General features: G+C 59.0%; 26 protein-coding genes and 1 pseudogene. 15 read left to right on the forward strand and 12 right to left on the reverse strand.

Translation table 11 applies throughout. The features are described from left to right. Nucleotides 1-4: 4 nt before the first annotated feature. The 5 genes from FHX05_RS25305 (at nucleotide 5) to FHX05_RS25325 (ending at nucleotide 3,632) form a co-directional block, all read left to right on the forward strand. Nucleotides 5-220, forward strand: a complete 216-nt coding sequence (locus tag FHX05_RS25305) for a type IV conjugative transfer system coupling protein TraD (protein WP_183875298.1) — start codon at nucleotides 5-7, stop codon at nucleotides 218-220. Next, entirely contained in the window at nucleotides 207-2,150 is a 1,944-nt protein-coding gene (gene traG, locus FHX05_RS25310; protein ID WP_183875300.1) for a Ti-type conjugative transfer system protein TraG, read from the forward strand. The genes FHX05_RS25305 and traG overlap by 14 nt, the downstream gene beginning before the upstream one ends. A 435-nt stretch (nucleotides 2,151-2,585) precedes the next feature. After that, nucleotides 2,586-2,846 (forward strand): WGR domain-containing protein, encoded by a 261-nt coding sequence (locus tag FHX05_RS25315; RefSeq protein ID WP_246699098.1) that lies wholly within the window; start codon nucleotides 2,586-2,588, stop codon nucleotides 2,844-2,846. Nucleotides 2,847-2,940: 94 nt separating this feature from the next. Continuing rightward, complete coding sequence (locus tag FHX05_RS25320; protein WP_246699086.1) at nucleotides 2,941-3,315, forward strand: type II toxin-antitoxin system RelE/ParE family toxin; 375 nt, start codon at nucleotides 2,941-2,943, stop codon at nucleotides 3,313-3,315. Further along, entirely contained in the window at nucleotides 3,312-3,632 is a 321-nt protein-coding gene (locus FHX05_RS25325; protein WP_183875302.1) for a helix-turn-helix transcriptional regulator, read from the forward strand. The genes FHX05_RS25320 and FHX05_RS25325 overlap by 4 nt, the downstream gene beginning before the upstream one ends. A 189-nt stretch (nucleotides 3,633-3,821) precedes the next feature. On the opposite strand, the gene FHX05_RS25330 is transcribed toward FHX05_RS25325, so the two are convergent. From FHX05_RS25330 to ligD, 5 genes are all read right to left on the reverse strand, one after another. Then, entirely contained in the window at nucleotides 3,822-4,061 is a 240-nt protein-coding gene (locus tag FHX05_RS25330; RefSeq protein ID WP_183875304.1) for a hypothetical protein, read from the reverse strand. A gap of 2 nt (nucleotides 4,062-4,063) precedes the next feature. Then, nucleotides 4,064-4,507: a DUF3846 domain-containing protein gene (locus FHX05_RS25335; RefSeq protein ID WP_183875306.1), complete on the reverse strand. Its 444-nt coding sequence runs from the start codon at nucleotides 4,505-4,507 to the stop codon at nucleotides 4,064-4,066. 94 nt (nucleotides 4,508-4,601) lie between these two features. Next, nucleotides 4,602-4,922, reverse strand: a complete 321-nt coding sequence (locus tag FHX05_RS25340; RefSeq protein WP_085421452.1) for a DUF736 family protein — start codon at nucleotides 4,920-4,922, stop codon at nucleotides 4,602-4,604. A gap of 479 nt (nucleotides 4,923-5,401) precedes the next feature. Then, nucleotides 5,402-5,551, reverse strand: coding sequence for a hypothetical protein (locus FHX05_RS25345; protein WP_183875308.1), 150 nt, complete (start codon nucleotides 5,549-5,551; stop codon nucleotides 5,402-5,404). 370 nt (nucleotides 5,552-5,921) lie between these two features. Then, entirely contained in the window at nucleotides 5,922-6,965 is a 1,044-nt protein-coding gene (gene ligD / locus FHX05_RS25350; RefSeq protein WP_183875310.1) for a non-homologous end-joining DNA ligase, read from the reverse strand. A 432-nt stretch (nucleotides 6,966-7,397) separates the two neighbouring features. Between ligD and FHX05_RS25355 the strand changes: the two genes are divergently transcribed. Continuing rightward, nucleotides 7,398-9,185, forward strand: coding sequence for a PAS domain-containing methyl-accepting chemotaxis protein (locus tag FHX05_RS25355; protein WP_183875312.1), 1,788 nt, complete (start codon nucleotides 7,398-7,400; stop codon nucleotides 9,183-9,185). Between the two features lie 285 nt (nucleotides 9,186-9,470). Here FHX05_RS25355 and FHX05_RS30505 read toward each other — a convergent pair whose 3' ends face one another. Further along, complete coding sequence (locus FHX05_RS30505; protein ID WP_246699087.1) at nucleotides 9,471-9,821, reverse strand: AraC family transcriptional regulator; 351 nt, start codon at nucleotides 9,819-9,821, stop codon at nucleotides 9,471-9,473. Further along, complete coding sequence (locus tag FHX05_RS30510; RefSeq protein ID WP_246699088.1) at nucleotides 9,806-10,192, reverse strand: hypothetical protein; 387 nt, start codon at nucleotides 10,190-10,192, stop codon at nucleotides 9,806-9,808. The genes FHX05_RS30505 and FHX05_RS30510 overlap by 16 nt, the downstream gene beginning before the upstream one ends. Before the next feature lie 255 nt (nucleotides 10,193-10,447). Between FHX05_RS30510 and FHX05_RS25365 the strand changes: the two genes are divergently transcribed. The 9 genes from FHX05_RS25365 (at nucleotide 10,448) to ugpC (ending at nucleotide 20,167) form a co-directional block, all read left to right on the forward strand. Beyond that, a complete protein-coding gene (locus FHX05_RS25365; RefSeq protein ID WP_183875314.1) occupies nucleotides 10,448-11,764 on the forward strand; it encodes an alpha-glucosidase/alpha-galactosidase in 1,317 nt (438 codons plus the stop codon). A gap of 187 nt (nucleotides 11,765-11,951) precedes the next feature. Then, nucleotides 11,952-12,746: a DeoR/GlpR family DNA-binding transcription regulator gene (locus tag FHX05_RS25370; RefSeq protein WP_183875316.1), complete on the forward strand. Its 795-nt coding sequence runs from the start codon at nucleotides 11,952-11,954 to the stop codon at nucleotides 12,744-12,746. Next, complete coding sequence (locus FHX05_RS25375; RefSeq protein ID WP_183875318.1) at nucleotides 12,743-13,741, forward strand: BadF/BadG/BcrA/BcrD ATPase family protein; 999 nt, start codon at nucleotides 12,743-12,745, stop codon at nucleotides 13,739-13,741. Before FHX05_RS25370 ends, FHX05_RS25375 begins: the two co-directional genes overlap by 4 nt. After that, a complete protein-coding gene (locus FHX05_RS25380) occupies nucleotides 13,734-14,990 on the forward strand; it encodes a sugar ABC transporter substrate-binding protein (RefSeq protein ID WP_183875319.1) in 1,257 nt (418 codons plus the stop codon). Before FHX05_RS25375 ends, FHX05_RS25380 begins: the two co-directional genes overlap by 8 nt. After that, on the forward strand, nucleotides 14,987-15,904 hold the full coding sequence (locus FHX05_RS25385) for a sugar ABC transporter permease (RefSeq protein ID WP_183875321.1): 918 nt from the start codon (nucleotides 14,987-14,989) through the stop codon (nucleotides 15,902-15,904). Before FHX05_RS25380 ends, FHX05_RS25385 begins: the two co-directional genes overlap by 4 nt. Further along, entirely contained in the window at nucleotides 15,904-16,761 is an 858-nt protein-coding gene (locus tag FHX05_RS25390) for a carbohydrate ABC transporter permease (protein WP_183875323.1), read from the forward strand. The genes FHX05_RS25385 and FHX05_RS25390 overlap by 1 nt, the downstream gene beginning before the upstream one ends. A 12-nt stretch (nucleotides 16,762-16,773) precedes the next feature. Beyond that, on the forward strand, nucleotides 16,774-17,727 hold the full coding sequence (locus FHX05_RS25395) for an SIS domain-containing protein (RefSeq protein ID WP_183875325.1): 954 nt from the start codon (nucleotides 16,774-16,776) through the stop codon (nucleotides 17,725-17,727). Further along, nucleotides 17,724-19,022: a D-tagatose-bisphosphate aldolase, class II, non-catalytic subunit gene (locus tag FHX05_RS25400; protein WP_183875327.1), complete on the forward strand. Its 1,299-nt coding sequence runs from the start codon at nucleotides 17,724-17,726 to the stop codon at nucleotides 19,020-19,022. Before FHX05_RS25395 ends, FHX05_RS25400 begins: the two co-directional genes overlap by 4 nt. A gap of 83 nt (nucleotides 19,023-19,105) precedes the next feature. Continuing rightward, complete coding sequence (gene ugpC / locus FHX05_RS25405; RefSeq protein WP_183875329.1) at nucleotides 19,106-20,167, forward strand: sn-glycerol-3-phosphate ABC transporter ATP-binding protein UgpC; 1,062 nt, start codon at nucleotides 19,106-19,108, stop codon at nucleotides 20,165-20,167. A 332-nt stretch (nucleotides 20,168-20,499) separates the two neighbouring features. Here ugpC and FHX05_RS25410 read toward each other — a convergent pair whose 3' ends face one another. The 5 genes and pseudogenes from FHX05_RS25410 to FHX05_RS25425 form a co-directional block, all read right to left on the reverse strand. Further along, nucleotides 20,500-20,790 (reverse strand): hypothetical protein, encoded by a 291-nt coding sequence (locus tag FHX05_RS25410; protein ID WP_183875331.1) that lies wholly within the window; start codon nucleotides 20,788-20,790, stop codon nucleotides 20,500-20,502. Between the two features lie 227 nt (nucleotides 20,791-21,017). Continuing rightward, nucleotides 21,018-21,503, reverse strand: coding sequence for a hypothetical protein (locus FHX05_RS30515; protein WP_246699089.1), 486 nt, complete (start codon nucleotides 21,501-21,503; stop codon nucleotides 21,018-21,020). Next, a complete protein-coding gene (locus FHX05_RS30520; protein WP_246699090.1) occupies nucleotides 21,500-22,153 on the reverse strand; it encodes an NAD(P)/FAD-dependent oxidoreductase in 654 nt (217 codons plus the stop codon). Before FHX05_RS30520 ends, FHX05_RS30515 begins: the two co-directional genes overlap by 4 nt. A 78-nt stretch (nucleotides 22,154-22,231) precedes the next feature. Continuing rightward, nucleotides 22,232-23,128 (reverse strand): annotated as a pseudogene (locus FHX05_RS25420) (IS3 family transposase); the annotation flags it as partial. Nucleotides 23,129-23,139: 11 nt separating this feature from the next. Further along, nucleotides 23,140-23,903, reverse strand: a protein-coding gene (locus FHX05_RS25425; protein ID WP_183875332.1) for an IS5 family transposase whose coding sequence is annotated in 2 segments (ribosomal slippage) — nucleotides 23,140-23,588 and nucleotides 23,588-23,903 — 765 coding nt in all. Because the reading frame shifts where the segments join, the coding sequence is not laid out codon by codon here. Nucleotides 23,904-24,075: the final 172 nt, after the last annotated feature.

Below are 24,075 nucleotides of genomic sequence, written 5' to 3' on the forward strand. Positions count from 1 at the left end.
GCGCATGGCTAAAGCGGTGACATCAGATGCGCGCAAGAAGGACACGCGGGAAAAAATCGAGCTCGGCGGCCTGATCGTCAAGGCCGGGCTGCGCTACGAGAAGCGTTCCTTGCTGCTCGGCCTGCTGATCGATGCAGCCAAGCGGATCAAGGGCGACGAGACGGAGAAGGCGCGCCTTGCGGCGATTGGTGCGGAGGCCTTCGGCAATGACGGCGAATAGGCTGCTTCTGGCAATCCTGCCCGCGGCAATCATGGTCGCAGCCATGATCCTGACGTCAGGCATGGAACTTCGGCTGGCGGCACTCGGAACATCGGCGCAGGCGAAGCAGATGCTGGGCCGCGCCGGGCTCGCCCTGCCCTATGTCGGCGCCGCCGCGATCGGCGTCATCGCGCTGCTCGCCGTCAACGGCTCCGCGAACATCAAGGCGGCCGGCGGAAGCGTGCTTGCCGGAAACGCCGTGACCGTCGTCATCGCCATGATGCACGAGATTGTCCAGCTTGCCGGTATCGCCGGAAACGTGCCGGCGGGGCAATCCGTTCTCGCCTATTCCGACCCGGCGACGATGGTGGGTGCTGCCGCAGCAATCTTCAGCGGTATCTTCGGCTTGCGTGTCGCGCTGAAAGGCAATGCTGCGTTCGCGGCGTCCGGGCCGCGCCGCATCGCCGGCAAACGCGCTGTCCACGGCGAGGCCGACTGGATGAAACTGCCCGAAGCCGCGAAACTGTTTTCAGAAGCCGGCGGTATCGTCATCGGTGAACGTTATCGCGTCGATCGCGACAGCGTTGCCACTATGCCGTTCCGCTCCGATGAACCGCAAAGCTGGGGCGCCGGCGGCAAGTCGCCGCTGCTCTGCTTCGACGGCTCCTTCGGCTCGTCGCACGGGATCGTCTTTGCCGGCTCCGGCGGTTTCAAGACGACGTCGGTGACGATCCCGACCGCGCTGAGATGGGGCGGCGGCCTCGTGGTGCTGGATCCATCGAGCGAGGTCGCGCCGATGGTGATCGAGCACCGGCGTCAGGCCGGCCGCAAGGTGATCGTGCTTGATCCGACCGCTTCTGGTGTCGGCTTCAATGCGCTCGACTGGATCGGTCGTCATGGCAATACCAAGGAAGAGGATATCGTCGCCGTTGCGACGTGGATCATGACCGACAATGCGCGCACGGCATCTGCCCGCGACGACTTCTTCAGGGCCTCGGCCATGCAGCTTCTGACCGCACTGATCGCCGACGTTTGTCTGTCTGGGCATACGGACGAGAAAAACCAGACATTGAGACAGGTCCGCGCCAATCTTTCCGAACCCGAGCCGCAGTTGCGTGCGCGTCTGACGAAGATCTACGAAGGGTCTGAGTCCGACTTTGTGAAGGAGAATGTCGCCGTCTTCGTCAACATGACGCCGGAGACGTTTTCCGGTGTCTACGCCAATGCGGTGAAGGAAACACACTGGCTGTCGTATCCCAACTATGCCGGCCTGGTCTCCGGCGACAGTTTCTCGACCGACGATCTCGCAGACGGTGAGACTGACATCTTCATAGCGCTCGATCTGAAGGTGCTGGAAGCCCATCCAGGACTGGCGCGTGTAGTGATCGGTTCGCTGCTGAACGCGATCTATAACCGCAACGGCAACGTGAAGGATCGCACCCTCTTCCTCCTCGACGAGGTGGCACGTCTCGGCTACCTGCGCATCCTCGAAACCGCCCGCGACGCAGGCCGCAAATATGGCATCACGCTGACGATGATCTTCCAGTCGCTTGGCCAGATGCGCGAGGCTTATGGCGGGCGTGATGCGACGAGCAAATGGTTCGAATCCGCATCCTGGATTTCGTTCGCGGCGATCAACGATCCCGATACGGCCGACTACATCTCGAAGCGTTGCGGCGACACCACGGTCGAGGTCGACCAGACCAATCGCTCGTCCGGTATGAAGGGATCGTCGAGGTCGCGATCGAAGCAGCTCAACCGCCGGCCGTTGATCCTTCCGCACGAGGTTCTGCGCATGCGCGGCGACGAACAGATCGTCTTCACCTCGGGCAACGCACCCCTTCGATGCGGGCGCGCCGTCTGGTTCCGCCGCGAGGACATGAAGGCCTGTGTCGGAGAGAACCGGTTTCACAAGAACTTTTCCGGCACGCATGAACCGGTCATGCGATAGATCGAGGACCCAACGGTGAGATATTGGGAAGCATGCGAAGCACAGGTGACCGCGGCCGAGGCGATCGATGAATGCCGCAAGCACGGCATCACGGCAGTGGTACGGGAAGCCGGCAGCGCGCTGATCGACAAAATGACAGTGGGGAAGTCATTGGCCTTCCCGACGACTACGGAGAGTTCTATGGCGGCGACATCCTCGGCTTCCTCGGATATTGATCGGCGTTCGTTTACGCTGATGGCTCGCGGTGTTCGCGGGAAGATCGTGACCCGAATGGGCGAAGACCGATGGTCTTCGTTCGCCTCCGCGAATAGAGCTGAACGCCGCAGGCGGACCGCCCATAGTGTTCACCGGAACTTCACGGAAATGAATCGGTCGAACGCAATCGATTCATATCTCTCGTTGGACGAAAATTGGCGACCGAGCGATTATGCTGGCATGCTCATTCAACCCTACCACCTCTACGTCGAACGCACGGACGAAGCCCGCAACATGGCCCGCTTCTACGCCATGACAATCGAGCCCAACCTGTTCGGCGAAATCTGCCTGACACGCCGCTGGGGCCGGATTGGAGCCCAGGGCCAGATGAAGGTCCAGCATTTTGCCAGTGAGCGAGATGCGGTCACTACCTTCCTGGATCTTCTCCGCCGCAAGCGAAGCCGCGGATACCGGGTCACCCCTGCGGCGGCCCGTCATTGAAGGTCGGCTCTTGACCAACACGCTGACCTTCGGATGACCTATTGCGCCCGACATTGGAATTGAATATAGTCCCTACTGCTATAAGGTACAGCAGATGAGAAAACCCAAGCCGGTTGAATGGATGGGATCGTCGCTAGACGATCTGCGCGATTTTCCGGAAGATGTTCGCCGTGTTATGGGCTTTGCCATCAACGATGCCCAGAACGGCGAAGAACATCCGGACGCCAAGGCGTTGAAGGGTTTCGGCGGACGAAGCGTTCTGGAAGTAGTCGATGACTACGACGGCGACACGTACCGTGGGGTCTACACGGTTCGCTTTGCGGGCGTGATCTATATCCTTCACTGCTTCCAGAAGAAGTCGAAGAAGGGGTCGGAAACGCCCAAGCACGACATCGAGGTGATAAAAGCCCGCCTGAAAGCTGCTGAGGCTCATCACCGTGAACACTATGGAAAAGGAGTGAAATCATGAGCGAAGACATCACTTCCGTGAAAAGCAGCGGTAATGTGTTTGCCGATCTTGGTTTTGACAATCCTGAAGAAGAAATACTCAAGGCGAAACTGGCTCGAGAGATCCGGGCCATCATCAAGCGGCGGCGTCTTACCCAGGCCAAAGCTGGAGAACTGCTCGGTTTGCCTCAACCCGACGTCTCGTCAATCGTCACCGGTCGGACGGGTAAGTTCTCGATAGGTAGACTACTGCGCTGCCTCGATCGCCTGGACTATAGGATCGACATATCTGTGCGCCACAAGTCACGCGGCAACGGTCGCACTCCGATGGCCGCGTGAACTCGGTGATCCGAAAGTCATAGCCGGGTCGCGAATGTTTAACTCAATTGCGCGCTAGCGATCTTGTCACGGAAACCTCCCACATGACTGCAAACGCCATTGCACTGCTCGGCGAAGCGGAAGGGCATTCCTGATCAGTGCCATCTTGTGAGAAGGGCCGGTTCGGCCCTTCCCTGCCAGCTCCGCGATCTATGGTCGGTTTGAAAAAAGCGGCATGATGCGCTTCTTCGTGAGACGGTCGCGTGTCGTGGTGAACAAGGAGCCATCCCATTCCCGCCACGTCTCCCAGCCGTTGATGGTGGCGCGTCCATACCAGACGCGCACCTTGACGGTCATTTCATCGAGTTCCTCGACAATGGAGACGGTGAAGCTGCCGCCCAGGTTCGAGGGAGTATCGTACACCTCAACCTCTTTTTGCCGGTCGGTCATGTTCAAGCCTCCGAGCGGATGATTTTTGGACGATCTTGCTGGATGCGAATGTCGAAGCCCGCGACACGAGTTCCGATGATGCCTGGCCTGTCGATATGCTCGAAGGCGGGATCGAAGACGGCGCGGAAAATCAGGAACTGGTCGGCGATGACATCGATGGAATGTGTCGGGGATACGCTGTCTCCCTCCTCGTTCACGCCCATCACCAGCAGGCTTCCCGCAAGAGGCGACGGAAAATCCGCCAGCTGCGTGAAGCATTCGAGCCCGTCGACTAGGCCGTTGTCGTCGCAATATACAGTATGCTGATCGTCCATCCACACGGCATCGATGCAGGTGCAGCCGATATGGGCGTAAATGGACTTCAGGACGTCGCTGCGGTCGATTTCCACGCTGCGAATGGTACCTGCCTTGGCATCGACAAGGTAGCCCGTGAATGTTTCTGTCATTGGATAATCTCCTTCTTCCCTCGAAGTGATCTTGCTGTTGTCCGCGTTTTGAGGAGCGCCGCCGTATCGGCAGCGCCCGGGCCCTACTCATTTCTCAATCCCAGGGAATAACAGCCATCAGGTCTTCGTCGTCCTGACCGGGGTAGCGGCCGAGATTGGCATTGAGCCTGCCGTGACCGGTGTTGATGGAGAGGCTGTAATAGTCCCCACCGCTCTGGTTCTTCCTCTGCCAGATCGCACCGATCTCGACCTGCCGGCCCCTCGGAGACTTGCCATAGAGGCGGTAAACCGGCGCATCGGGATTCGTGCTGCGGTTCTCCTTGCCGGTGATATCGAGGTCGTAGGAAATCGAAGCGATGTTGCCGGTAAGGGTGTTGTCCTCACCGAAGCGGATGAAGTTTGCGTAGTCGGTCATTGTCTGTCTCCGTTGGTTGCGGTTGCCACCCCGAAGGGCAAGCCCCCTCGGGCGAAGCCTCCCCGGTCTTTCCGGGGGAATGGCCTCTGACATGCCCCCGGACAGAGGGGGGAGGGCGAAAGCCCGCCCCTCGGCGGCGGTTGTTCGGGTCAAGGGGTCGTGGTGGGGGAAAAACGGAAGGTTCGGCCAACGGCGGAAAGCCGTTTTTATTCCGACGCGACAAGCGGCTTGCCGCGCCTGCCCCTTGATCCGGGCGGCCGGCGATGTCAGGGGCGACAGCAAATAAGGCGGGCCGGAACGGGCCTCGATGCGGGGGTGCCAAGCCCCCGACCGGACAAAGCGATCGTCACCGGGATCGGCGGAGCCGGCCCCGTCGTTTCGGCATAAAGTTCGCTCGGCTCGACGAGCGGATGGCCCGGATCTTTCGGATATACGGTCAAAGGCCAGGCGGGTCGTTTTCCACAAGGCTCCGGAAAACCCTACCGCGCTATGTTCGAGCGCAGGTTTCCTCCGCCTGCCGCGGCCGCGACCGCGCCGCCCGGCGGCGCTGCGGCTGGAAAACGAATGCGGACGGCGCTGGCGCGCAGACTTTCCCGGTCGATCGCGACGGCGCGACGTGCAACGAGCAAGGCGCGATCCCGCAAGAATGAAGAGCATCGGAGAAGTCAGCATAGCGCCGGCCGCAGGCGGGATTTCGGGAATTCTCGACGCGCAAGGAGTGGAAGAAGGGCAGCCGCAGGAGCTTCAACATTGTGACCCGAAGGGGAAGCGGGACCGACTGCCCCCGCTCCTTGCGCTCCGTTTTTTCATGGGCGGGCGGGGAGCGCCGAGGGGTGGGGCAACAAGGGCACCCTCGCCCCTGTCGCGCGCCGCTTCGATGGCGGCCGGGACGGGCAAGCGCCGAGAACGGGCGATGCGCCGCCTATGCAGCGACGCATTTGGTTCCTCTCACGATTTCAGAGCGGCCTGGGGCTAACCCAATGTTGATCGCTCTGGACCTCATTGCGGTAGACGATAGACCTCGGCATTGTCCTGCCGCTCCCGGAGTCCTTTGTACGAAGCGTGACGCAGTTTTCCGTCATCGGTCCAGGCACGATATTCGATCTCGGCGATCAGTGTCGGTTGGACCCAGACGACACCGCGCTGTTTCAGCGCGATCGGCGCCCGGGATGTCTTGAGCTTGTCCAGATCCTTGCGAAGCCTGGTCGCATCTCGTTCATTAAAGCCCGTTCCGACATTGCCAACGTAAACGAGATCGTGGCCTTTGTAGGCAGCGAGAAACAAATTACGGATCCCGCCGTGTGCAACAGCGGATGGTTCATAGCCAACGATGAAAAAGCTGTCGCTCTGGACACATTTCACCTTGATCCAATCACCAGTGCGGCCGGAGCGATAAGGCTGCTCACGGTTTTTGGCGATGATACCCTCGAGTCCATGCGCACATGCGGCAGCTAAAAGTTCGTCGCCGTCGGCGTCAACCTCTTCGGAGAGTTTAATGACGCCGGCATGATCGAGGAGAAACCCTTCCAGGATCTGCCGACGCTCGGTGAGGTCCAGCTTCGTAAGGTCGTGTCCATCGAAATATAGGAGATCAAATGCATAGAAGATGGCCTCATCCGCTCGGCGGTGCCCGCCCCTTCCCCCAAGGGCTCGCTGAAGAGCGCCGAAGCTCGACTTTCCCTGCTCATCCAGGACGACAGCCTCTCCGTCGAGGATCATCGTCGTGCCAAAGCCTGCGGCCTCGTTGGCGATCGTCGGAAAGCGATCAGTCCAATCGTGCCCTCCACGCGTGAGGATGCGCACGCGGCCAGGTTCAACATGGACGGCAAGTCGGTAGCCGTCCCATTTTATCTCATGGAGCCATTGCGATCCTTTCGGGACCTCGGACTTCAGAAGCGCCAGCGCCGGCTCGATCCGCTCCGGCATTGGATCGAGCGGCAATTGCGGTTGATCTGGATCACGAGCTTTGCGGGCTCGGCTTCGCAGCGGCATCTCCGAGGTGGCGAGAAGTGGTTTTGATGACTTACGCAGGGACTTCGTCATGGAAAACAGTGCAACAGAGAAAGCTTAATGAGTCGAGTCTTTCCTCATCTCGAGAAGCAAGCATTCGGTTTCGTGGCGGTTGTCGCATTCAAGGCTTCGGCGCCACGACGTGAATGATCCGGGTAGGTTCAGCAACGATGTCATATTGGCTTCGGCTCAAGCATCTGCGACTGAAATAACCGCTCCGTCTTCGGCGTGGCGTGCAGAACTTTCCCCACTAGGCCATGTACCAGTATATCTTGTTTATATCCGCTCGTGGCCGCATCCCCACAATCAGTAATAGAATTTTCGCATAGAAGGTGGAGTAAATATCGAGAAATAATTATAATATTAGCATATATAAATTATAGTTAATTGCATTTTAATCAGTGTCCGGCAATATTTTACTGCAATTTAACTTCGGATACTCCGAAACAATACAGGGATGATCGAATGGTTATTTTTGATCGTGGTCCAGATGCCATTGCTGTTCTTACCGCATTGTCAAAATCGCAGGCCATGATCGAATTCGATCTTGCCGGTAGGATCCTCACTGCCAACGAACGCTTTTGTCGAGCACTCGGCTATGAACTGGCGGAGATCGTCGGGAAGCATCATAGCATGTTCGTCGAACCAGCTTACGCGGGCTCTCCGGAATACAAGGCTTTTTGGTCGAAGCTTGCGGCCGGCACTTTCGACCAGCAACAATATAAGCGCATCGGTAAGGGCGGTAGAGAGGTCTGGATCGAAGCCTCCTATAATCCGGTCTTTCGCCGGGGAAAGCCGGTCAAGGTCGTCAAGATTGCTACCGATATTACGGCGAGTAAGCTGAAGACGGCCGAGGACTCCGGCAAGATCGAGGCACTTTCGCGCGCGCAGGCTGTGATAGAATTCACTCCCACAGGCGAGATCCTGACCGCGAACGAAAACTTCCTCTCTGCGCTCGGCTATTCGCTCGCGGAAATTCAAGGCAAGCATCACTCAATGTTCTGCGAGCCGTCCCACACCGCGTCGAGTGCATATCGGGATTTCTGGAAAAAATTAGCTGCTGGTGAGCTCATCGCTGATGAATTCATGCGGCTCGGGAAAGGTGGTCGAAAGGTCTACATTCAGGCGTCGTACAACCCCATTTTCGATCTAAACGGCAAGGTTTTCAAAGTCGTCAAATTCGCCACCGACGTGACCAGCCGTGTCGAAAATGTCAATCAACTCGCCGGGTGTTTGACAAATCTCGCTGAGGGGGATCTGTCGCAGGAAATCGAGAAGGCTTTCATTCCCTCGCTTGAGCGGTTGCGAACCGATTTCAACAGTGCTTCCGACAAGCTGAAGCAAGCGATGGCAACCGTCGCAGAAAACGCGCATGCAATTGCCTCCGGATCGAATGAGGTCCGGGTTGCTGCAGATGATCTTGCCAAGAGGACTGAGCAGCAGGCAGCCTCGATTGAGGAGACCGCTGCCGCCCTCGAGGAGATCACCACGACCGTGAAGAATTCCAGCCAAAGGGCTGAAGAAGCAGGAAGACTTGTTGCGCGAGCACGAGCCCATGCCGAGCATTCAGGCGGCGTCGTGCGCAATGCCATTGGCGCCATGGATCAGATCGAGGCCTCTTCGCGCGAGATATCCAGCATCATCGGCGTTATCGATGAGATTGCCTTTCAGACGAACCTTTTGGCGCTGAATGCGGGAGTCGAAGCTGCGAGGGCCGGAGATGCCGGTAAAGGCTTTGCCGTTGTCGCACAAGAGGTCCGCGAACTCGCTCAACGATCGGCAAAGGCGGCAAAAGAGATCAAGACCTTGATCACCGCATCTGGCGCCCAGGTCGCCGATGGCGTCGCGCTGGTTACCAGTGCCGGCGGGGCTCTGCAGGAAATCGCCGCCCAAGTCCAGGAGATCGACACCAACGTCGTGGCGATCGTCGAGGCGGCAAGAGAACAGTCGACCGCTCTCGGCGAGATCAATCAGGCAGTCGATACCGTCGATCAAAGCACACAGAAAAATGCGGCCATGGTAGAGGAGCAGACGGCCGCCAGCCATAGTCTCGCACGCGAGGCAGCCGCATTGTTCCAGCTACTCGGGCAATTCAAATATGGCGAGGGGGCGCGAATAGCCCAACCGGCCAAGCCACTCAATCGTCCGGCCCATCCTCCCCTTCAAGCCGCTGGCCGGCATACGCGGCCGCAGCCCCAGACGCAGGGCTCCGCTGCCTTGTCCGTGGACGACGACAGCTGGGAAGAGTTTTGATCGCCACCAAGAACGCTATACCTGGTTGAAAGCGGCTGGCCAGCACAATCGCGGTCCTACATAGTAGCTGCCGAAATAAAGAATTTACGCCGCATGGCGAGTGTAAACATGGAAGCGGAGATGTTCTGCACTGAGCTTTTCGACTGCAAGCCCGATGATCGTCCCATGGAGATTTTGATCCAATGGCGCAATGTAGCGGAGTCAATATCCCGGACAGCGGCAGCCAATATTCGTCAACACCGAAGGATCACATTAAGGATACCGCCCCTGGGAGTGATCATGGCTTTAAGAAGTCTTGTTACTGATCAATTTACGAAAGACCTGAGGCGTGTCGCCTGTTCGATCCGTGAACAGCTTGTAAAATCGACTGCTGGAGCCAAAACCGCAATCAAAAGCGATCTTCAATACTGGATCGTCGGTGTCAGCAAGCAACTTCATCGCTCGGGCTATCCGATATCGAATTAAATATTCATTGGGGGACATCCCAAGGACTTTCTGAAACGCCTTGTTGGCGGTGGTTGGGTGCACCCCTGCGAGCTTGGCCAATTGTGGAACTGTGAGCGGCTCGTCGAAATGTTTGTTGATGAGATCAGTGAGGGCCTCGGTGTGACGAACGGCGGTTACGGAATTCGCCATCTTAGAATGACGTAACGCGCTTTCGTTTTCCCCGTCATTGTAAAAAAAAGGCGGCGTACCCTTAACTTGACCTCGTCGAAGACCAGTTCGCGCCGCGCGGCATCACCGATGGTCCATTCGTCTAGCCAGCGCTGGAAAACAGCACCATCGATGGGGTTTTGGCGGGGCTCATATAAGATCTGCCCCTGCATGATGCGACCGCGTGCGCCGCGGTCGATCGGCAAACCGAGAAAATCGACGAGGGGAAGATAGATGCAGATGAGCGGAGCATTGGGGCTAACTGCAATCGTCCTGTGCGGAATGGCGGCCCAGAACAGCACCAGTCGTCCCGCTTCCACCAGATTCTGCCTGCCGTTGAAAATATAGGTCATCTGGCCTTCCATGAGGAAGTTCAGCTCGACATGGTCGTGCTAATGCGCGGCGCTCATGGCATCGGCGATATGCCGCTCGATCAGAAAGCCGCCGGCGGATGTGATGAGAGCTTCACGCTCGACGGAATTGCTGGGTTTCGGCATGGGGTCTGTCCGGGTGGCGCGAATCCGGGAATAGTTTCATTGATAGCAGGAGGAAATTCCCAATTGAAAGAGGCATTGAGGTTCAAAGCCATTCCATGTGGAGATCCCTTCATGCCAAAGATCTGCCTGATCGGTGCCGGCAGCACCGTCTTTGCCCAGAATATTCTGGGCGACGTCCTTTCCAGTCGGAGCGGCGGCGATTACGCCATCAGCCTCTTCGACATCGATCCGGAGCGACTGAAAACATCCGAAATCGTTGCCCGCAGGCTCTGCGAGGCGCTTCATCTCGACACGGTGCGCGTCGAGGCGACGCTCGATCGCCGGCAAGCGCTGAAAGGTTCGGATTTCGTCATCCTGATGATGCAGGTCGGCGGCTACAAACCGGCCACGGTGACGGATTTCGAGATCCCAAAACGGCATGGCCTCCGGCAGACCATCGCCGATACGCTCGGGATCGGCGGCGTCTTCCGTGGGCTTCGCACCATTCCCGTTCTCGAAGAAATCTGCCGTGATATGCAAGAGGTATGCCCCAATGCTCTGCTGATGCAATACGTCAACCCGATGGCGATCAATTGCTGGGCGATCAAGGAGATTGCGCCCGACATCCGCACCGTTGGGCTTTGCCACAGCGTGCAGCATACGGCGGCCCATCTTGCCGATTGCCTTTGCGAAGACGTCGCCGATATCAACTATCTCTCGGCCGGCATCAACCATGTCGCCTTCTTTCTCAAATATGAAAAACTGCACCCCGATGGTAGTCGCGAGGATCTCTATCCTCGCCTCCACGCCCTGGCCGAGCAAGGACAGGTCCCATTGGACGATCGGGTGCGTTTCGACGTCTTGAAACGGCTCGGCTACTTCGTCACGGAATCGAGCGAGCATTTCTCGGAATATACATCCTGGTACATCAAGGAAGGCCGTAGCGATCTGATCGAGCGCCTCAACATTCCCTTGGACGAATATATCCGCCGTTGCGAGGTCCAGATCGCCGAGTGGCATGAACTGCGTCGCGACCTTGAAGGCGGTAAGCCGATCGGCGTCTGCCGGAGCAATGAATATGCGGCCAGCATCATTCATGCGGCAGTCACCGGCCAGCCCGCGCTGATCTACGGAAATGTCCCCAACAACGGGCTGATCCAGAATCTGCCGAACGAATGCATCGTCGAAGTTCCATGCCATGTCGATCACAACGGCATCCAGCCGATCCGCATCGGGCGGATACCCTCGCAGCTCGCAGCCGTCATGCGCTTAAGCGTTTCCGTGCAGGAGCTGACGGTCGAGGCGGCACTGACGAAGAAACGGGATTGCATCTATCAGGCGGCCCTGCTCGATCCGCACACCGCGGCGGAGCTATCGCCCGATCAAATATGGGCGCTTGTTGACGATATGATCGAGCAACACGGCAGTCTTTTGCCTGCCTACCACTAGCCCCACCATGTCTTGATCGACGGTAATTCACGAGCGCGGTCTCTTCGAGAGAGGAGGCCGCGCGTTTGCTTTTTTGGTTCGATGCGGATTACGGATAGATCAAAAAAGATCAGAAATATGATTGACATTGATCTTATTGGGTGGAAATCTGAGCGAAATAGAAATGACTACGAGAGAGGAACCTTCGTTGAGTCAGGCCGGGGGACTGAAAGTCGATCGTCTCGACGCTATTCGCAGCCATCTATATGCGAACGGGTTTTCGACCATCCAGGCGCTCGCTGACGCCATCGGCGCCTCCCTGGCGACGGTGCGCCGGGACCTGCAGGTTCTCGAACGAGAAGGCGCCATTGACCGCGTGCATGGCGGCGCTCGCATCGCCGAGGGCTCATCGGTGGAGCTTGCCTTTCAGGAGCGGGCCAAGCGGCATCTGTCGGCCAAACGCGCGATCGCAACGGCAGCCTACGATTTGCTGACGCCGCGCACGGCGATCTTTCTCGATGCCGGAACCACGGTGCTGCAGCTTGCCCGCCTCATCCGCCTGAACCCAATGCCGCTTCGCATCTTCACCAATGGCCTGACGGTAGCGCAGGAATTCCTCAACATCCCCAATCTGGAAGTCGTGTTGCTCGGCGGGCAGCTTCGCAGCGAAAATGCTTCGCTTGTCGGGCCGCAGGCCGAAGCGATGCTCGAGAGCATCTGGTTCGATCAGCTCTTCCTCGGCGCAAGCGCCATCAGCCCGGACGGCGCGATCTATAGCGTCGACAGCGCCGAAGCGAGCCTTAACAAATGCATGCTGAGCCGCTCGGCGCACCGCTTCGTGCTCGCCGATTCCTCGAAGTTCGGCACGATGGCGACCTACAAGGTCGCCCTCTTGAGGGCTGCCAGGGTGATTACCGATGCGGCTCTTTCCGCGCATTGGCGCAGCGAACTTGTCAATCTCGGCGTTGAAACGACGATCGCGGATCTCGGAGCGCCGGAATGAGCGACGACCTGATCCTCGGCATCGATGGCGGCGGCAGCAAGGTGCTGGCGGCACTCGCCGACCGAGCCGGCAACGTGCTGCTTATGTCGCGCAACGGCGGGGTCAATCCGATGGACAATCCAAACTGGCGGCGCGAACTGGATCTTGCCCTGCGCCCCTTCCTGGAGCGGCAACCGCCGGCGGCCGTCGCTGCCGCGCTGCCGGCCTATGGCGAAGTGGCACGCCTGTCGGAACAGCAGCGCGAGGCGATCGAGGCCAGCTTCTCCACGGCGAAGCGGCATATTCTCAACGATGTCGATGCGGCTCATCTCGGCGCTTTCGCCGGAAAGCCTGGTATTCTGATCCTATCCGGCACGGGTTCGATGGCTTGGGCACGCAACAGCGCTGGCGCATCGGCGCGCGTCGGCGGATGGGGCGACGTCATCGGCGACGAGGGCAGCAGCTATTGGATCGGGCGGGCGGCTCTCAGCCTCGTCAGCCAGAGCCTCGACGGGCGGGCAGGCCCGACCGCGTTGGCGAAGGCCATGTTCGAATTCCTCAACCTCAACAGCATCGATCCGGTTAATGCGCTGGGAGGATGGGTGAGCGAACTCGAAAACCCTCGCGCCGAGATCGCTGCCCTATCGATTCTCGTCGATCGCGTTGCGCGCTCCGGTGACGGAGCAGCGAAACAATTGATCGAACAGGCCGCATCGGAACTGGCAAAGCATGTCGAAGCCATAGCGCCGCATTGCGATCCGGCCGCCGACTGGACCCATGCCGGCGGAACATTTGCAAGCCGCGCCCTGCTTGCCGCACTCGAGCGGCGCATCGGCCGCCCGGCCGTAAGCCCGAAGCTTCCTCCCATCGGCGGCGCCCTTCTGGCGGCTGCCCGCCTTCTCGACTGGCCGGTGGATGACGGCTGGATCACGCAAATCGCCGCGACGTCAAAGACCGCAGCGGTGCATTCCAGTGAAGCAAGCCTCAATAACAAGGAAAGAAGGGAACATGCGTAAATTTACTTTGCCATTCGTCGCTCTCGCGGCGCTCGTTGCCGCCGGTCCGGCTCTCGCCCAGGATGCGAAACCGCTTGCCGGACAATCGATCACGGTGCTGATGCCTTCGCCGCAGGCACCGAACATTCCCGGCGACTTCGAAGCCGAGACCGGCATTCACGTCAATATGCAGACACTCTCGTGGGACGATATCCGCCCGAAGCTCGTCACCTCGCTGATCGCAGGCACAGCACCGGCCGATGTTACCGAGTTCGATTGGTCATGGACGGGCCAGTTCAGCGCCGCGGACTGGTATCTGCCGCTCAACGAGGTGATCGACGCCGATACGGTCAAGGATATCGGAGTCTCCAAGATCTTCACGGTCAACGGCAATCTGCTCGGCGTGCCCTATACCAACGACTTCCGCGTCATGCTGATCAACAAGAAGCATTTCGCCGACGCGGGCATCACGACGATGCCGAAGACACTCGACGAGCTTGTCGCTGCCGCCAAGCAGATCAAGGAAAAGAAGATCGCGACCTATCCGATAGGCCTGCCGCTCTCGGCCACCGAAGGCGCATCGACCAGCTGGTATCTGCTGACGAAAGCCTTTGGCGGCGAACTGTTCGACAAGGATTTCAAGCCGCTCTTCGTCTCGAAGGATTCGGCCGGCTACAAGGCGCTGGCCTTCGAACTGATGCTGCTGAGGGAAGGTCTCGTCGATCCCGCCTCCACCGGCCTCAAGGACAGCCAGATCAATGAGAGCATGTTTGCCCAGGGCGTCACCAGCATCATGATTTCGGGTGAGCCGGGCAGGATCGGTCAGATGAACGATCCCAAGCAGTCGAAAGTGGCCGGTCAGATCGAGGCGATCCTGGTGCCGACCGCAAGCGGCGAGACCCGCAGCTTCGGCCTTCCCGAAGCGCTCGCCATCCCCCGCGTTTCCCAGAATAGGGAAGCCGCCATCGCCTTCGTCAAATGGTTCACCAGCAAGGACTTCCAGAAGAAGAATGCGGCCAATGGCGCATTGCCGACCCGCACATCGGCATTGTCTGAACTCAATGCCGCCGGCCAGCTGCTGAGCGGTGACACGCTCGTCGCGCAGTCGAAGACCGTCGAGCCGCTGTTCCCGCAGGGTACGCCCCCCTGGTATCCGGAATTCTCAAGCGCGGTCAATACGGCCATCAATAGTGCGGCGAAGGGCCAGGTCACCGTCGATCAGGCCATGCAGAACATCGCCGAAGCGGCAAAGCAGGCATCGGCGCAATGACAATCGCAATCTCTGCCGGTGGCAGGAGCAGGCGTGGTGCCGGCGTCAAGGCCGACACCATGCTGGGTATCCTGCTTGTTTCGCCGATACTGATCACGATGGCGGCCCTTGTCTTCTACCCGATCGGAAGAACGGTGTGGGATAGCCTCCACAGGGTCAATCCGATGCAGGCGGGAACGCCCTTTGTCGGGCTGGAAAACTACACCCGCATGCTCTCCGACGGGCCATTGGGCACGACCTGGGTCAATACGTTTGTCTACGTTGTGCTCGCGGTCGTGGCCGAGACGGTGTTCGGCGTGCTTGCCGCCGCCCTCATCAATCAGGTCAAGGTCGGCCGGCAATGGCTGCTCGCAGCTGTCGTCCTGCCCTGGGCGCTGCCCGGTGTCGTCAATGCGGTGATCTGGCTCTGGATCTACCAACCGGGTGCGGGATTGCTGAACGGCGTTCTCTCGGCCATCGGGTTGCCATTCGAAAACCACGTCTGGTTCAACGATCGCACCAGCGCCATCATCGCAGTCACGGTTGTTCACGTCTGGCGAATGATGCCCCTGACCGTCGTCATCGTGTTGGCCGCCATGCAGAGCATTCCCGCTCATCTCTATGAGGCCGCGCGCATCGATGGTGCAACGCGCGCACAGATGTTTACCCTTGTTACGCTTCCGCTGGTGCGCAGCGCCATTGCCGTTGCCATGACCAACGCGACCGTCAACGCATTCAACCTCTTCGACGAGGCCTGGGTCTTGGCGGGTTCCAGCCTCGAGACGCGACCGGTTCTCGTCCAGATCTATCTCGAGACCTTCCAGAACCTGCGCTTCTCCTATGGCATGGCCTTATCTCTCGTGATCACGTTGGTCTCACTGCTGGTCTCGCTCGTCTATGTCCTGCGCGTCTATCGCAACACCCGGTTTGACTGATGAAACAGAGCCTTTCCCATCATTTGCTGATCTGGGCCGGTGTCGCGGTTCTCCTGATCTGGTCGCTCGGACCGATCTACTGGACGCTCGCAAGCTCCGTCACGCCGACCGAGGACTTCTCGGCTAGACCGATCCATTTCTTTCCGCGGCATTTCACGCTGGATCATTTCTCGCGTCTCTTCGGCATCGATATTGCCAGGATCGGCGGGGTCCAGGTCTGGTCGCAGTTCCGCGCAGCGCTGATCAACAGCATCGTGACGTCGGTGGCCGCAACGCTTCTTTGCGTGGCGATATCGGCACTCGGCGCCTATGCCTTCACGCGGATCCAGTTTCCCGGCCGGGGTTTTCTGTTTGCCGCCATCGTCGCGACGCTCGCAATCCCCGGCTATGCGGTGCTCATTCCGCTTTACCGGATCATGATCAGCCTGCATCTGGTCGATACCTATGTCGGCGTGGCGCTGATCTACGTCTCGGCTTACCTCCCCCTGTCCCTGTGGCTGTTGCGAAGCGTCTTCGAGGCATTGCCGATCGCGCTTGAGGAGGCGGCGCAGCTCGATGGCGCCGGCAGGCTCTACATCTTCTTCAACATCGTCCTGCCGCTCGCAGGCCCTGGCCTGACGGCGGCGGCGATCCTGACCTTTCTTGGCGCATGGGGGCAGTATCTCGTCCCACTCATCTTCTCGCCGCAGGCGACGAAGCCGTTGACGGTGCTGATCCCGGAATTCGTCACCAAGAACTTCGTCGACTATGGGCTGATCACGGCAAGCGGATCGATTGCCATCATCATTCCCGTCCTGGTCGTCATCTTTCTCAATCGATACCTCGTCAGCGGTCTGCTGGCCGGATCGGTCAAGTAAATCGGAGCTAGCATGAATACGACGGAAAAGGTGATCTTCGAACAATTCCCTTATTGGGAAAAGGCGATCGGACCGGTCTCCGCCCCGCATGATACCGAACTGACGGTTTTTCTGGGCTGCGGCACATCCTACAATCTCGCCTTGTCGCTTGCGGCTCACGCCAATCTTGCCGGCTATCCGGCGATTGCCGTACCGGGTGCGGAATGGCTGAGCCGGCCGGCCGCCTTCTGGCCGCGCTGGCAGAAGGTCCATCTGGTGGCCCTTTCGCGCAGCGGCGAGACGACGGAAACCGTCGCTGCCGCCAAGACTAGCCGCAAAGCCGGCGTTTTCGTTACCGCCATCACGGTCGAGCCCGAAAGCTCGCTCGCTAGGAATTGCGACCGGCTGATCGAAGCGGCGACCCACGGCGATGAAGGGATCGTCATGACGGTCTCGGCGAGCCTCATGCTGCTTCTGGGCATGCAGATGGTCGGCGTGGAGATCCCGCCATCGATTGTCCAGTCCGCACGCCGTCTGGCCGATCAGCTCGATGCGGCTCTTCCGAAGATCATCGAAGGTCGGTCGCATTTCGTTTTCCTCGGCGGCGGGCCGCTCTACGGCATCTCCCTGGAAGGTGCCTTGAAGCTGATGGAAATGAGCCAGATCATCACCCAGGGCTTCCATCCGCTGGAATACCGCCATGGACCGATCAGCCTCGTTGATGAAAATACAGCGGTCGTCATGCTCTACAGCGCCGATCAGAAGGTTGCGGAAGCGCTGCTGGTCGAAGAGCTGCGGCAAAAAGGTGCGACCGTCATCGGCTTTGGCGGTCCGGGCGATCTGGAGCTGCCCGTCGATTGCGATCCGACACTTGCGGGCCTCTGCGTGCTGCCGGCCCTGCAGATCCTCGGCGAACGGGCAGCGCAGTCGAAGGGTGTCGATACGGTATCGCCCCGCCATCTGACCAAGGTCGTGATGCTCGGATGAATGACTCTGTCGAACACAATCGCAGCATTGCGCTGAAGAAGCTTCTCGGCGATCGCGTCAAGACAATGCCGCGCGGGATCACATCGGTCTGCTCGGCGCATCCGCTCGTTATCGAGGCGGCACTGAGGCGTGCAGCCTTAGATGAGGCGGTCGCATTGATCGAAGCGACCTGCAATCAGGTCAATCAGGATGGTGGCTATACCGGAATGACGCCACGCGACTTCCGCCGCTTCGTCGAAGACATGGCCGCCGCAATCGGCTTTCCTGTGGATCGTATCATCCTTGGCGGCGACCATCTTGGGCCGAACCCGTGGAGGAGGCTGCCCGCTAAGGAAGCGATGGCGAAGGCCGAGGCGATGATTGCCGCCTATGTCGAGGCGGGTTTCGAAAAGATCCACCTCGATACTTCGATGGGCTGCGCGGACGAGCCGGTGGCCCTGGCCGACGAGCTGACGGCGGAGCGTGCCGCGCAGCTTGCCCGCGTGGCCGAACAGATCGCTCTTCGCTCCGGCCGCCGGCCACCCGTCTATATTATCGGAACCGAGGTCCCGCCGCCGGGCGGCGCCACCCATGCCCTCGACGAGCTCGAGGTGACGCGACCAGAGGCGGCGATAAACACGCTGGCAGTGCATCGTGCCGCCTTTACCGAGGCGGGTGTCGAAGGCGCTCTGGAGCGGGTGATCGCCATCGTCGTCCAGCCCGGCGTCGAGTTCGGCAATGCCAATGTCGTCCTCTACAGACCGGACCGCGCGAATGCCTTGATTGGCGCTCTGGATCAAATGCCCGGCCTGCTCTTCGAGGCTCATTCCACGGATTATCAACCTGCGGATGCGCTTGCCGCCCTCGTGGACGGCGGTTTCGCCATCCTCAAGGTCGGGCCAGGCCTGACCTTTGCCTTGCGCGAGGCGCTCTATGGCCTCGATACCATCGCGTCGGTTCTCGCCGGAAGGGTTCCACCCGATGCGATCCATGCGACGATGGAGGCCGTCATGCTCGAAAATCCGGCCAACTGGAGTTCCCATTACGGCGGCTCCGTCGACGAGCAGCGCTTGCAACGCCATTTCAGCTATAGCGACCGCATCCGCTATTATTGGCCGAACGAGAAGGCCGCCGCGGCAGTCGAGGCTCTGCTTGCGCGCTTCGAGGGCGATATTCCGGAAACGCTCATTAGCCAGTATCTCGGCCGGGTCTATCCGGCAGTGGTCGCGAAGAAGGTTCTGCCTCAAGCGCGCGATCTCTGCATTGCGACGATCGACGCGGCCTTGGAACCCTATTCTGCAGCCACGATCGCATAGGTCGCCGTGCCACCCTGCCCGACCCCTTGTGGTCGGCAAGGGTGTTGGCGATCAGACGCACGCTTTTCTAATTGGAGATCATAATGGCATCGGTCAGCGTGACGAGTGTCCGCAAGAGCTACGGTCACTTCGAAGTTCTGCATGGAGTGGATATCGATATCGAGGACGGCGAATTCGTTATTCTCGTCGGCCCTTCGGGCTGCGGAAAATCGACACTTCTTCGCATGATTGCCGGTCTTGAGGAGATCAGCGGCGGTGACGTCGTGATCGGCGGCCGGGTGGTCAACGATGTCGAACCCAAGAGCCGCGACATCGCCATGGTGTTCCAATCCTACGCGCTCTATCCGCATATGACGGTCGAGGCGAATATGGGCTTTTCGCTTCGGCTGGCCAAGGCGCCGAAGGAAGAGATCCGACAGCGTGTGCGCGATGCGGCGCAAATTCTTGGTCTCGAAAACCTCCTCGACCGCTATCCGCGCAATCTGTCCGGTGGCCAGCGCCAGCGCGTCGCCATGGGCCGTGCGATCGTACGTCAGCCGCAGGTGTTTCTCTTTGACGAACCATTGTCCAATCTGGACGCTAAACTTCGCGTGCAGATGCGCTCGGAAATCAAGCAACTGCATCAGCGCCTGCGTACGACCACGATCTACGTCACCCATGACCAGATCGAAGCCATGACAATGGCGGACCGGATCGTCGTCATGCGTGACGGCTATGTCGAGCAGATCGGCTCGCCGCTCGAACTATATGACCGGCCCGCCAACCTCTTCGTCGCTGGCTTTATCGGTTCCCCGGGCATGAATCTCATCCGCGGCAAGATCAGTAGTGCCGGCCCGCTGGAATTCGTCGCCGATGGTGGAGCGCGCCTTCCTTTGCCCGAAGGACTCCACGTCTCGCGAGGAGTCGAGATCATTTATGGTATTCGGCCGGAGAACATTTCGATCGGGGAGGACGGCATCGATGCCCACGTGGTCGTCGTGGAGCCGACCGGAGCAGAGACGCTGATCGTCGCAGGCGTGGGGTCAGATCAACTGGTGTTGGCATTGCGCGAGCGCGTGGTATCGGGAGCCGGTGACATCATTTCCGTGAAGCCCGATATCGACAAACTTCACCTTTTCGATGGCACGACAGGCCAACGACTATGAGAATGTTTAGCTTTGGTAAGAACATGGGATAATTCGGGTTGCAGACCGCCCCTCCCCGCAGCATCCCGCGCTCCGTGCAGGAACTGCTCAGTCTCCTTTGGAAGGCAGCGCCCGCAACGGGAGATATCGCCAAATGTGCGACGTCGATCGTTTCAAAGTCCTGAATGATGACCTCCGCCATGACGGAGACAATCGCTACATCGTAAAAAGTGGCTCATTTCGGTCGTAGCAACTTGATAGAAAACCACGATCAGGGGCACGCTAACAAGGCGAAGGCATGGTCGTCTTCGGGACGAGCAACGTTCGTAGGTTTGTGAACCCCATTGTCATCGCTATTCGCAACGCCTCATGGTTCTGGTCACCTGATCGCCGTTTTCATCCGTGCGGGTGACGCTCCGTGTCATGCATCGACCGCGGTCATTATAGCGATCGTAACGGTCGCGATCGCGAACCGTTCCGACGGCGATGCCGCGATCACTTAGCGCAACATAGGGGTGGTGATGACGATGGTGACGATAGCCTTGATCATAGGAAGGCCCGTCGACGATGACCTCTTCGGCGGCCGCAGGCAAAGCAGCACCGATGGTGATGGCGGCGGCGCAGGCAATAATGATCTTTCGCATTTGCGTATCCTCCTTAATTTCACTCATGATCAACTGCCAAAGTGGAATATTGTTCCAGCCTGTCGATCAGAGGCAGAGTACTGCGCAAGAGCTCGTTCATAACCGTACAGTTGCCGTCATCATCTCCCGGAAGCGATCAAGGCATCATCGCCGTGCATTTAGACTGAGTTTTGGATCGTCCTGCTCGAGACCGCGGAACGGTGCCCACCTATACGGCTTTCTCCGCTTCAACTCCGTCGAGATAAAACAGCTTGCGCGCCTGCCGCCGCGATCGAGTTTGCGATTTGCGACGCCTCGATGCCAATCTGGCGAAGCAGGCCTGTCGTCGCCGGGTTAAAGCCGCAAAAGTACAGACCGTCATTTCCCGGTTGAAGCTCGCCCCGTGCCGGCTTCCCCGCATTCGATAACCGTTGTGTCAAGTCAGGCAGAAGCGTCTCCAGAGACGGCTTAAAGCCTGTCGCTAGCACAATCGCATCGAATTCCGCAGACCGATCATCGGCGAAGAACACGCTCGCACCGTCCGACATTTCGATGCCAGGGTATACCTTGATCCGACCATCCCTGATCTTCGCGATGGTACCGATGTCGATCAAGGGAGTCCTGCCTTGCTCTATCATCCTGGCCAAAGGGCCTTGCCGGCAACGCTTGAGACCCAGCTCCTCGATATCGCGATAGCGTAGATGCAGAAAAGGCGCGTTAAATGCGTCGATCATTCTGTAAGGAAATCGCTGTTGAACGATGGCGATCGTCGCGCTTGGCACACCAAATATCTCCTGACCGGACCGCGCACCGACATGGCGACATCAAGACCCGCTTCGGCACATTCCAGCGCGATCTCTCCTGCGGAGTTTCCGAAGCCGACTATCAGGAGTCGACCTGCGCCGAGGGCGGAAGCGTTACGGTATACGGAAGAGTGAATGATGGTTCCTGGAAAACTATCCTGACCGGTCCAATGCGGTCCGACAGGTATCCTCGAGAGACCGGTCGCGATTACAACAGCTCCCGCCTGGAACACATCGCCGTCGGTGGTCTCGACAATCCAGTCCGTCTCTTTGGCTACGCACGCGACAGTCTTGTCGGTGAGAATTCGAAGGCTGTTTTCCAGCGCATAGCTTTCTAGGTACTCGATGACCTGCAATCGCGACGGATATTTTGGAAAACGGGCGGGCATCGGCCTTCCCGGAAGCGCTGAGTGGCTTTTATCAGTATGGAGGTGAAGACGGTCGTAGTGTCTCCGCCACGATGCGCCGAGCCTGTTTGTCGCTTCAAGGATAATGGAACGGCGACCTCTTGCACGGAGCGCCGCGGCGCATGCCAATCCGGCCGGGCCTGCGCCGATGATGACTGTCTCCTTGTCACCCATGTTGCGATTCCTCAAGCAAGCTTTTGCCTTCAGCGCTTGAGGTTACATCATCACAACGTTCCGCGCATGCTCATGCGTGTTGATTTCTCCCAGGTACGGGCCAAAACGCCGTCGCCGTGGTCCGGCGGCGACCAGGCGCTCCTGTTTCATCAATCGCTGCACCACCTTTTCCGAGATTGTCACACTCTGCCTCGCCAGAGACGCCTGCAGTCTACGATAGCCGTAGCAGCGATGGTTGCTTTCGAAGTTTTCCGCCAGGTTGCGACGGATCGTGACATACTTGTCTTCCAGGTTCGCTCGGGCGTGGTGGTAGAAGTAGGAGCTTCGCGCAATTCCCAACTGCGCAAGCAGCTCTGGCATCGATAGATATCTTTGAGGGCGTCAACCAGCTGTGTCTTTTCCCGATTACTCAGGGTCTGCAGATCGACGCCCAGGCCCTTTTTTAAGAATTCATTGCCTTCTTCAGCAGATATGCTCGAGCTGCAATTGGCGGACATCGCGTTGGAGGGCCTCAAGCTGTCGCTCAAGTTCCTCGCGCTCAGGTGCCGGCGCAGAGGTTTTGCGGCGTTTCATCGATGAGGCAGCCTCATGACCGAGTAACTCATTCCTCCAACTGTACAATGTTGGCCGGTATACGCCCAGCCGGTCGGCAACTTCCTGGGCACTCTCTTCTCCATTGCAAAGATCAAGGACCGCGGCCTGCTTCAAGGCCTCGGGATAAGCCGGACGCCAGGATCGACCGACCATCGAAGTCCTCGCCTCCGGAAACACCTCTCGAACCCATGCCGTCAGAGTCCCCCGACCTAGATAGCCCAACGCTCTCATCGTTGAAGGGATACAGCGATCGTGAGTGCGGGAGTGCTCAAGCGCAGCCTGCTTCTGGGCCTCGGAAAACTTCGGCCCGCGAGCCACAGAACGAACGCGCAGATCTCGATGCTGCTCGTATTCGCGGTACCAGTTCCTCAGTGCATTCTTACGGCGTCGACTCATAAACTCTGGCACCAGACCCTTGCGGCGACGAGCTTTACGGCGGCGAGGTAATTTTCCGGACGCTTGTCATAGCGGGTTGCGATGCCTCGAAACTGTTTGATCCTGTTGAAGAAGCGTTCCACGAGGTTGCGTTGTCGATAGACCCAGCGCGAGAACACGAAGGAGCCCTTGCGGTTTGTCTTCGGCGGAATATTGGCCCAGGCCTTGCGCTCGGCCGCCTTGGCTCGGATGGCGTTGGTGTCATAGCCCTTATCGGCAAGCAGGATATCACCTTCGCCGAGGTCGTCCGTCAGCGCATCGGCTTCAGTGCAGTCGGCAATCTGGCCGCCGGTCAGACGGAGCGTGACTGGCCGACCTTCGGCATCGACGAGCGCGTGGATTTTGCTCGTGAGCCCGCCGCGGGAACGTCCCATGCCACCATCGTCTCGATCCCCTTTTTTCCCGTGGCCGCGTGCTGATGAACGCGAACACAGGTCGAGTCGATCATAACGATGTCGCCGTCATAAGCCTCTGAAACCGCTTCAAGAAGACGATCCCAGACACCGGCCTTCCGCCAACGCACGAAGCGGTTGTAGCAGGTGGTTGGCGGCCCGTAACGTTCAGGAACTTCCGCCCACGGCGAGCCGGTTCGGAAGCGCCAAAGGATGCCATTCAGGACCCGCCGGTCATCGACACGAGGAACGCCGCGAGGCTTGTTCGGCAGCAGAGGCAAAATAATTGACCATTCGTGGTCCGTGAGTTCGTAGCGACGACGCGTCATCAAATGCCTCCTTCGTTGGAAGCCTTGAACCAGAGCGGATCATAAACGACAAGCAATTTAATGAGTTTACGCCGTAGCATTACAGTTGCACATTTATCCATGGTCTGAATCTATAGGTCTCCATGATTCGGAGGTCATGGATGATTGGTGCATCAATCGAGACGACGCTGGA

The sequence above is a fragment of the Rhizobium sp. BK491 genome, from assembly GCF_014194925.1.
In the GTDB taxonomy this organism is placed as follows: domain Bacteria; phylum Pseudomonadota; class Alphaproteobacteria; order Rhizobiales; family Rhizobiaceae; genus Rhizobium.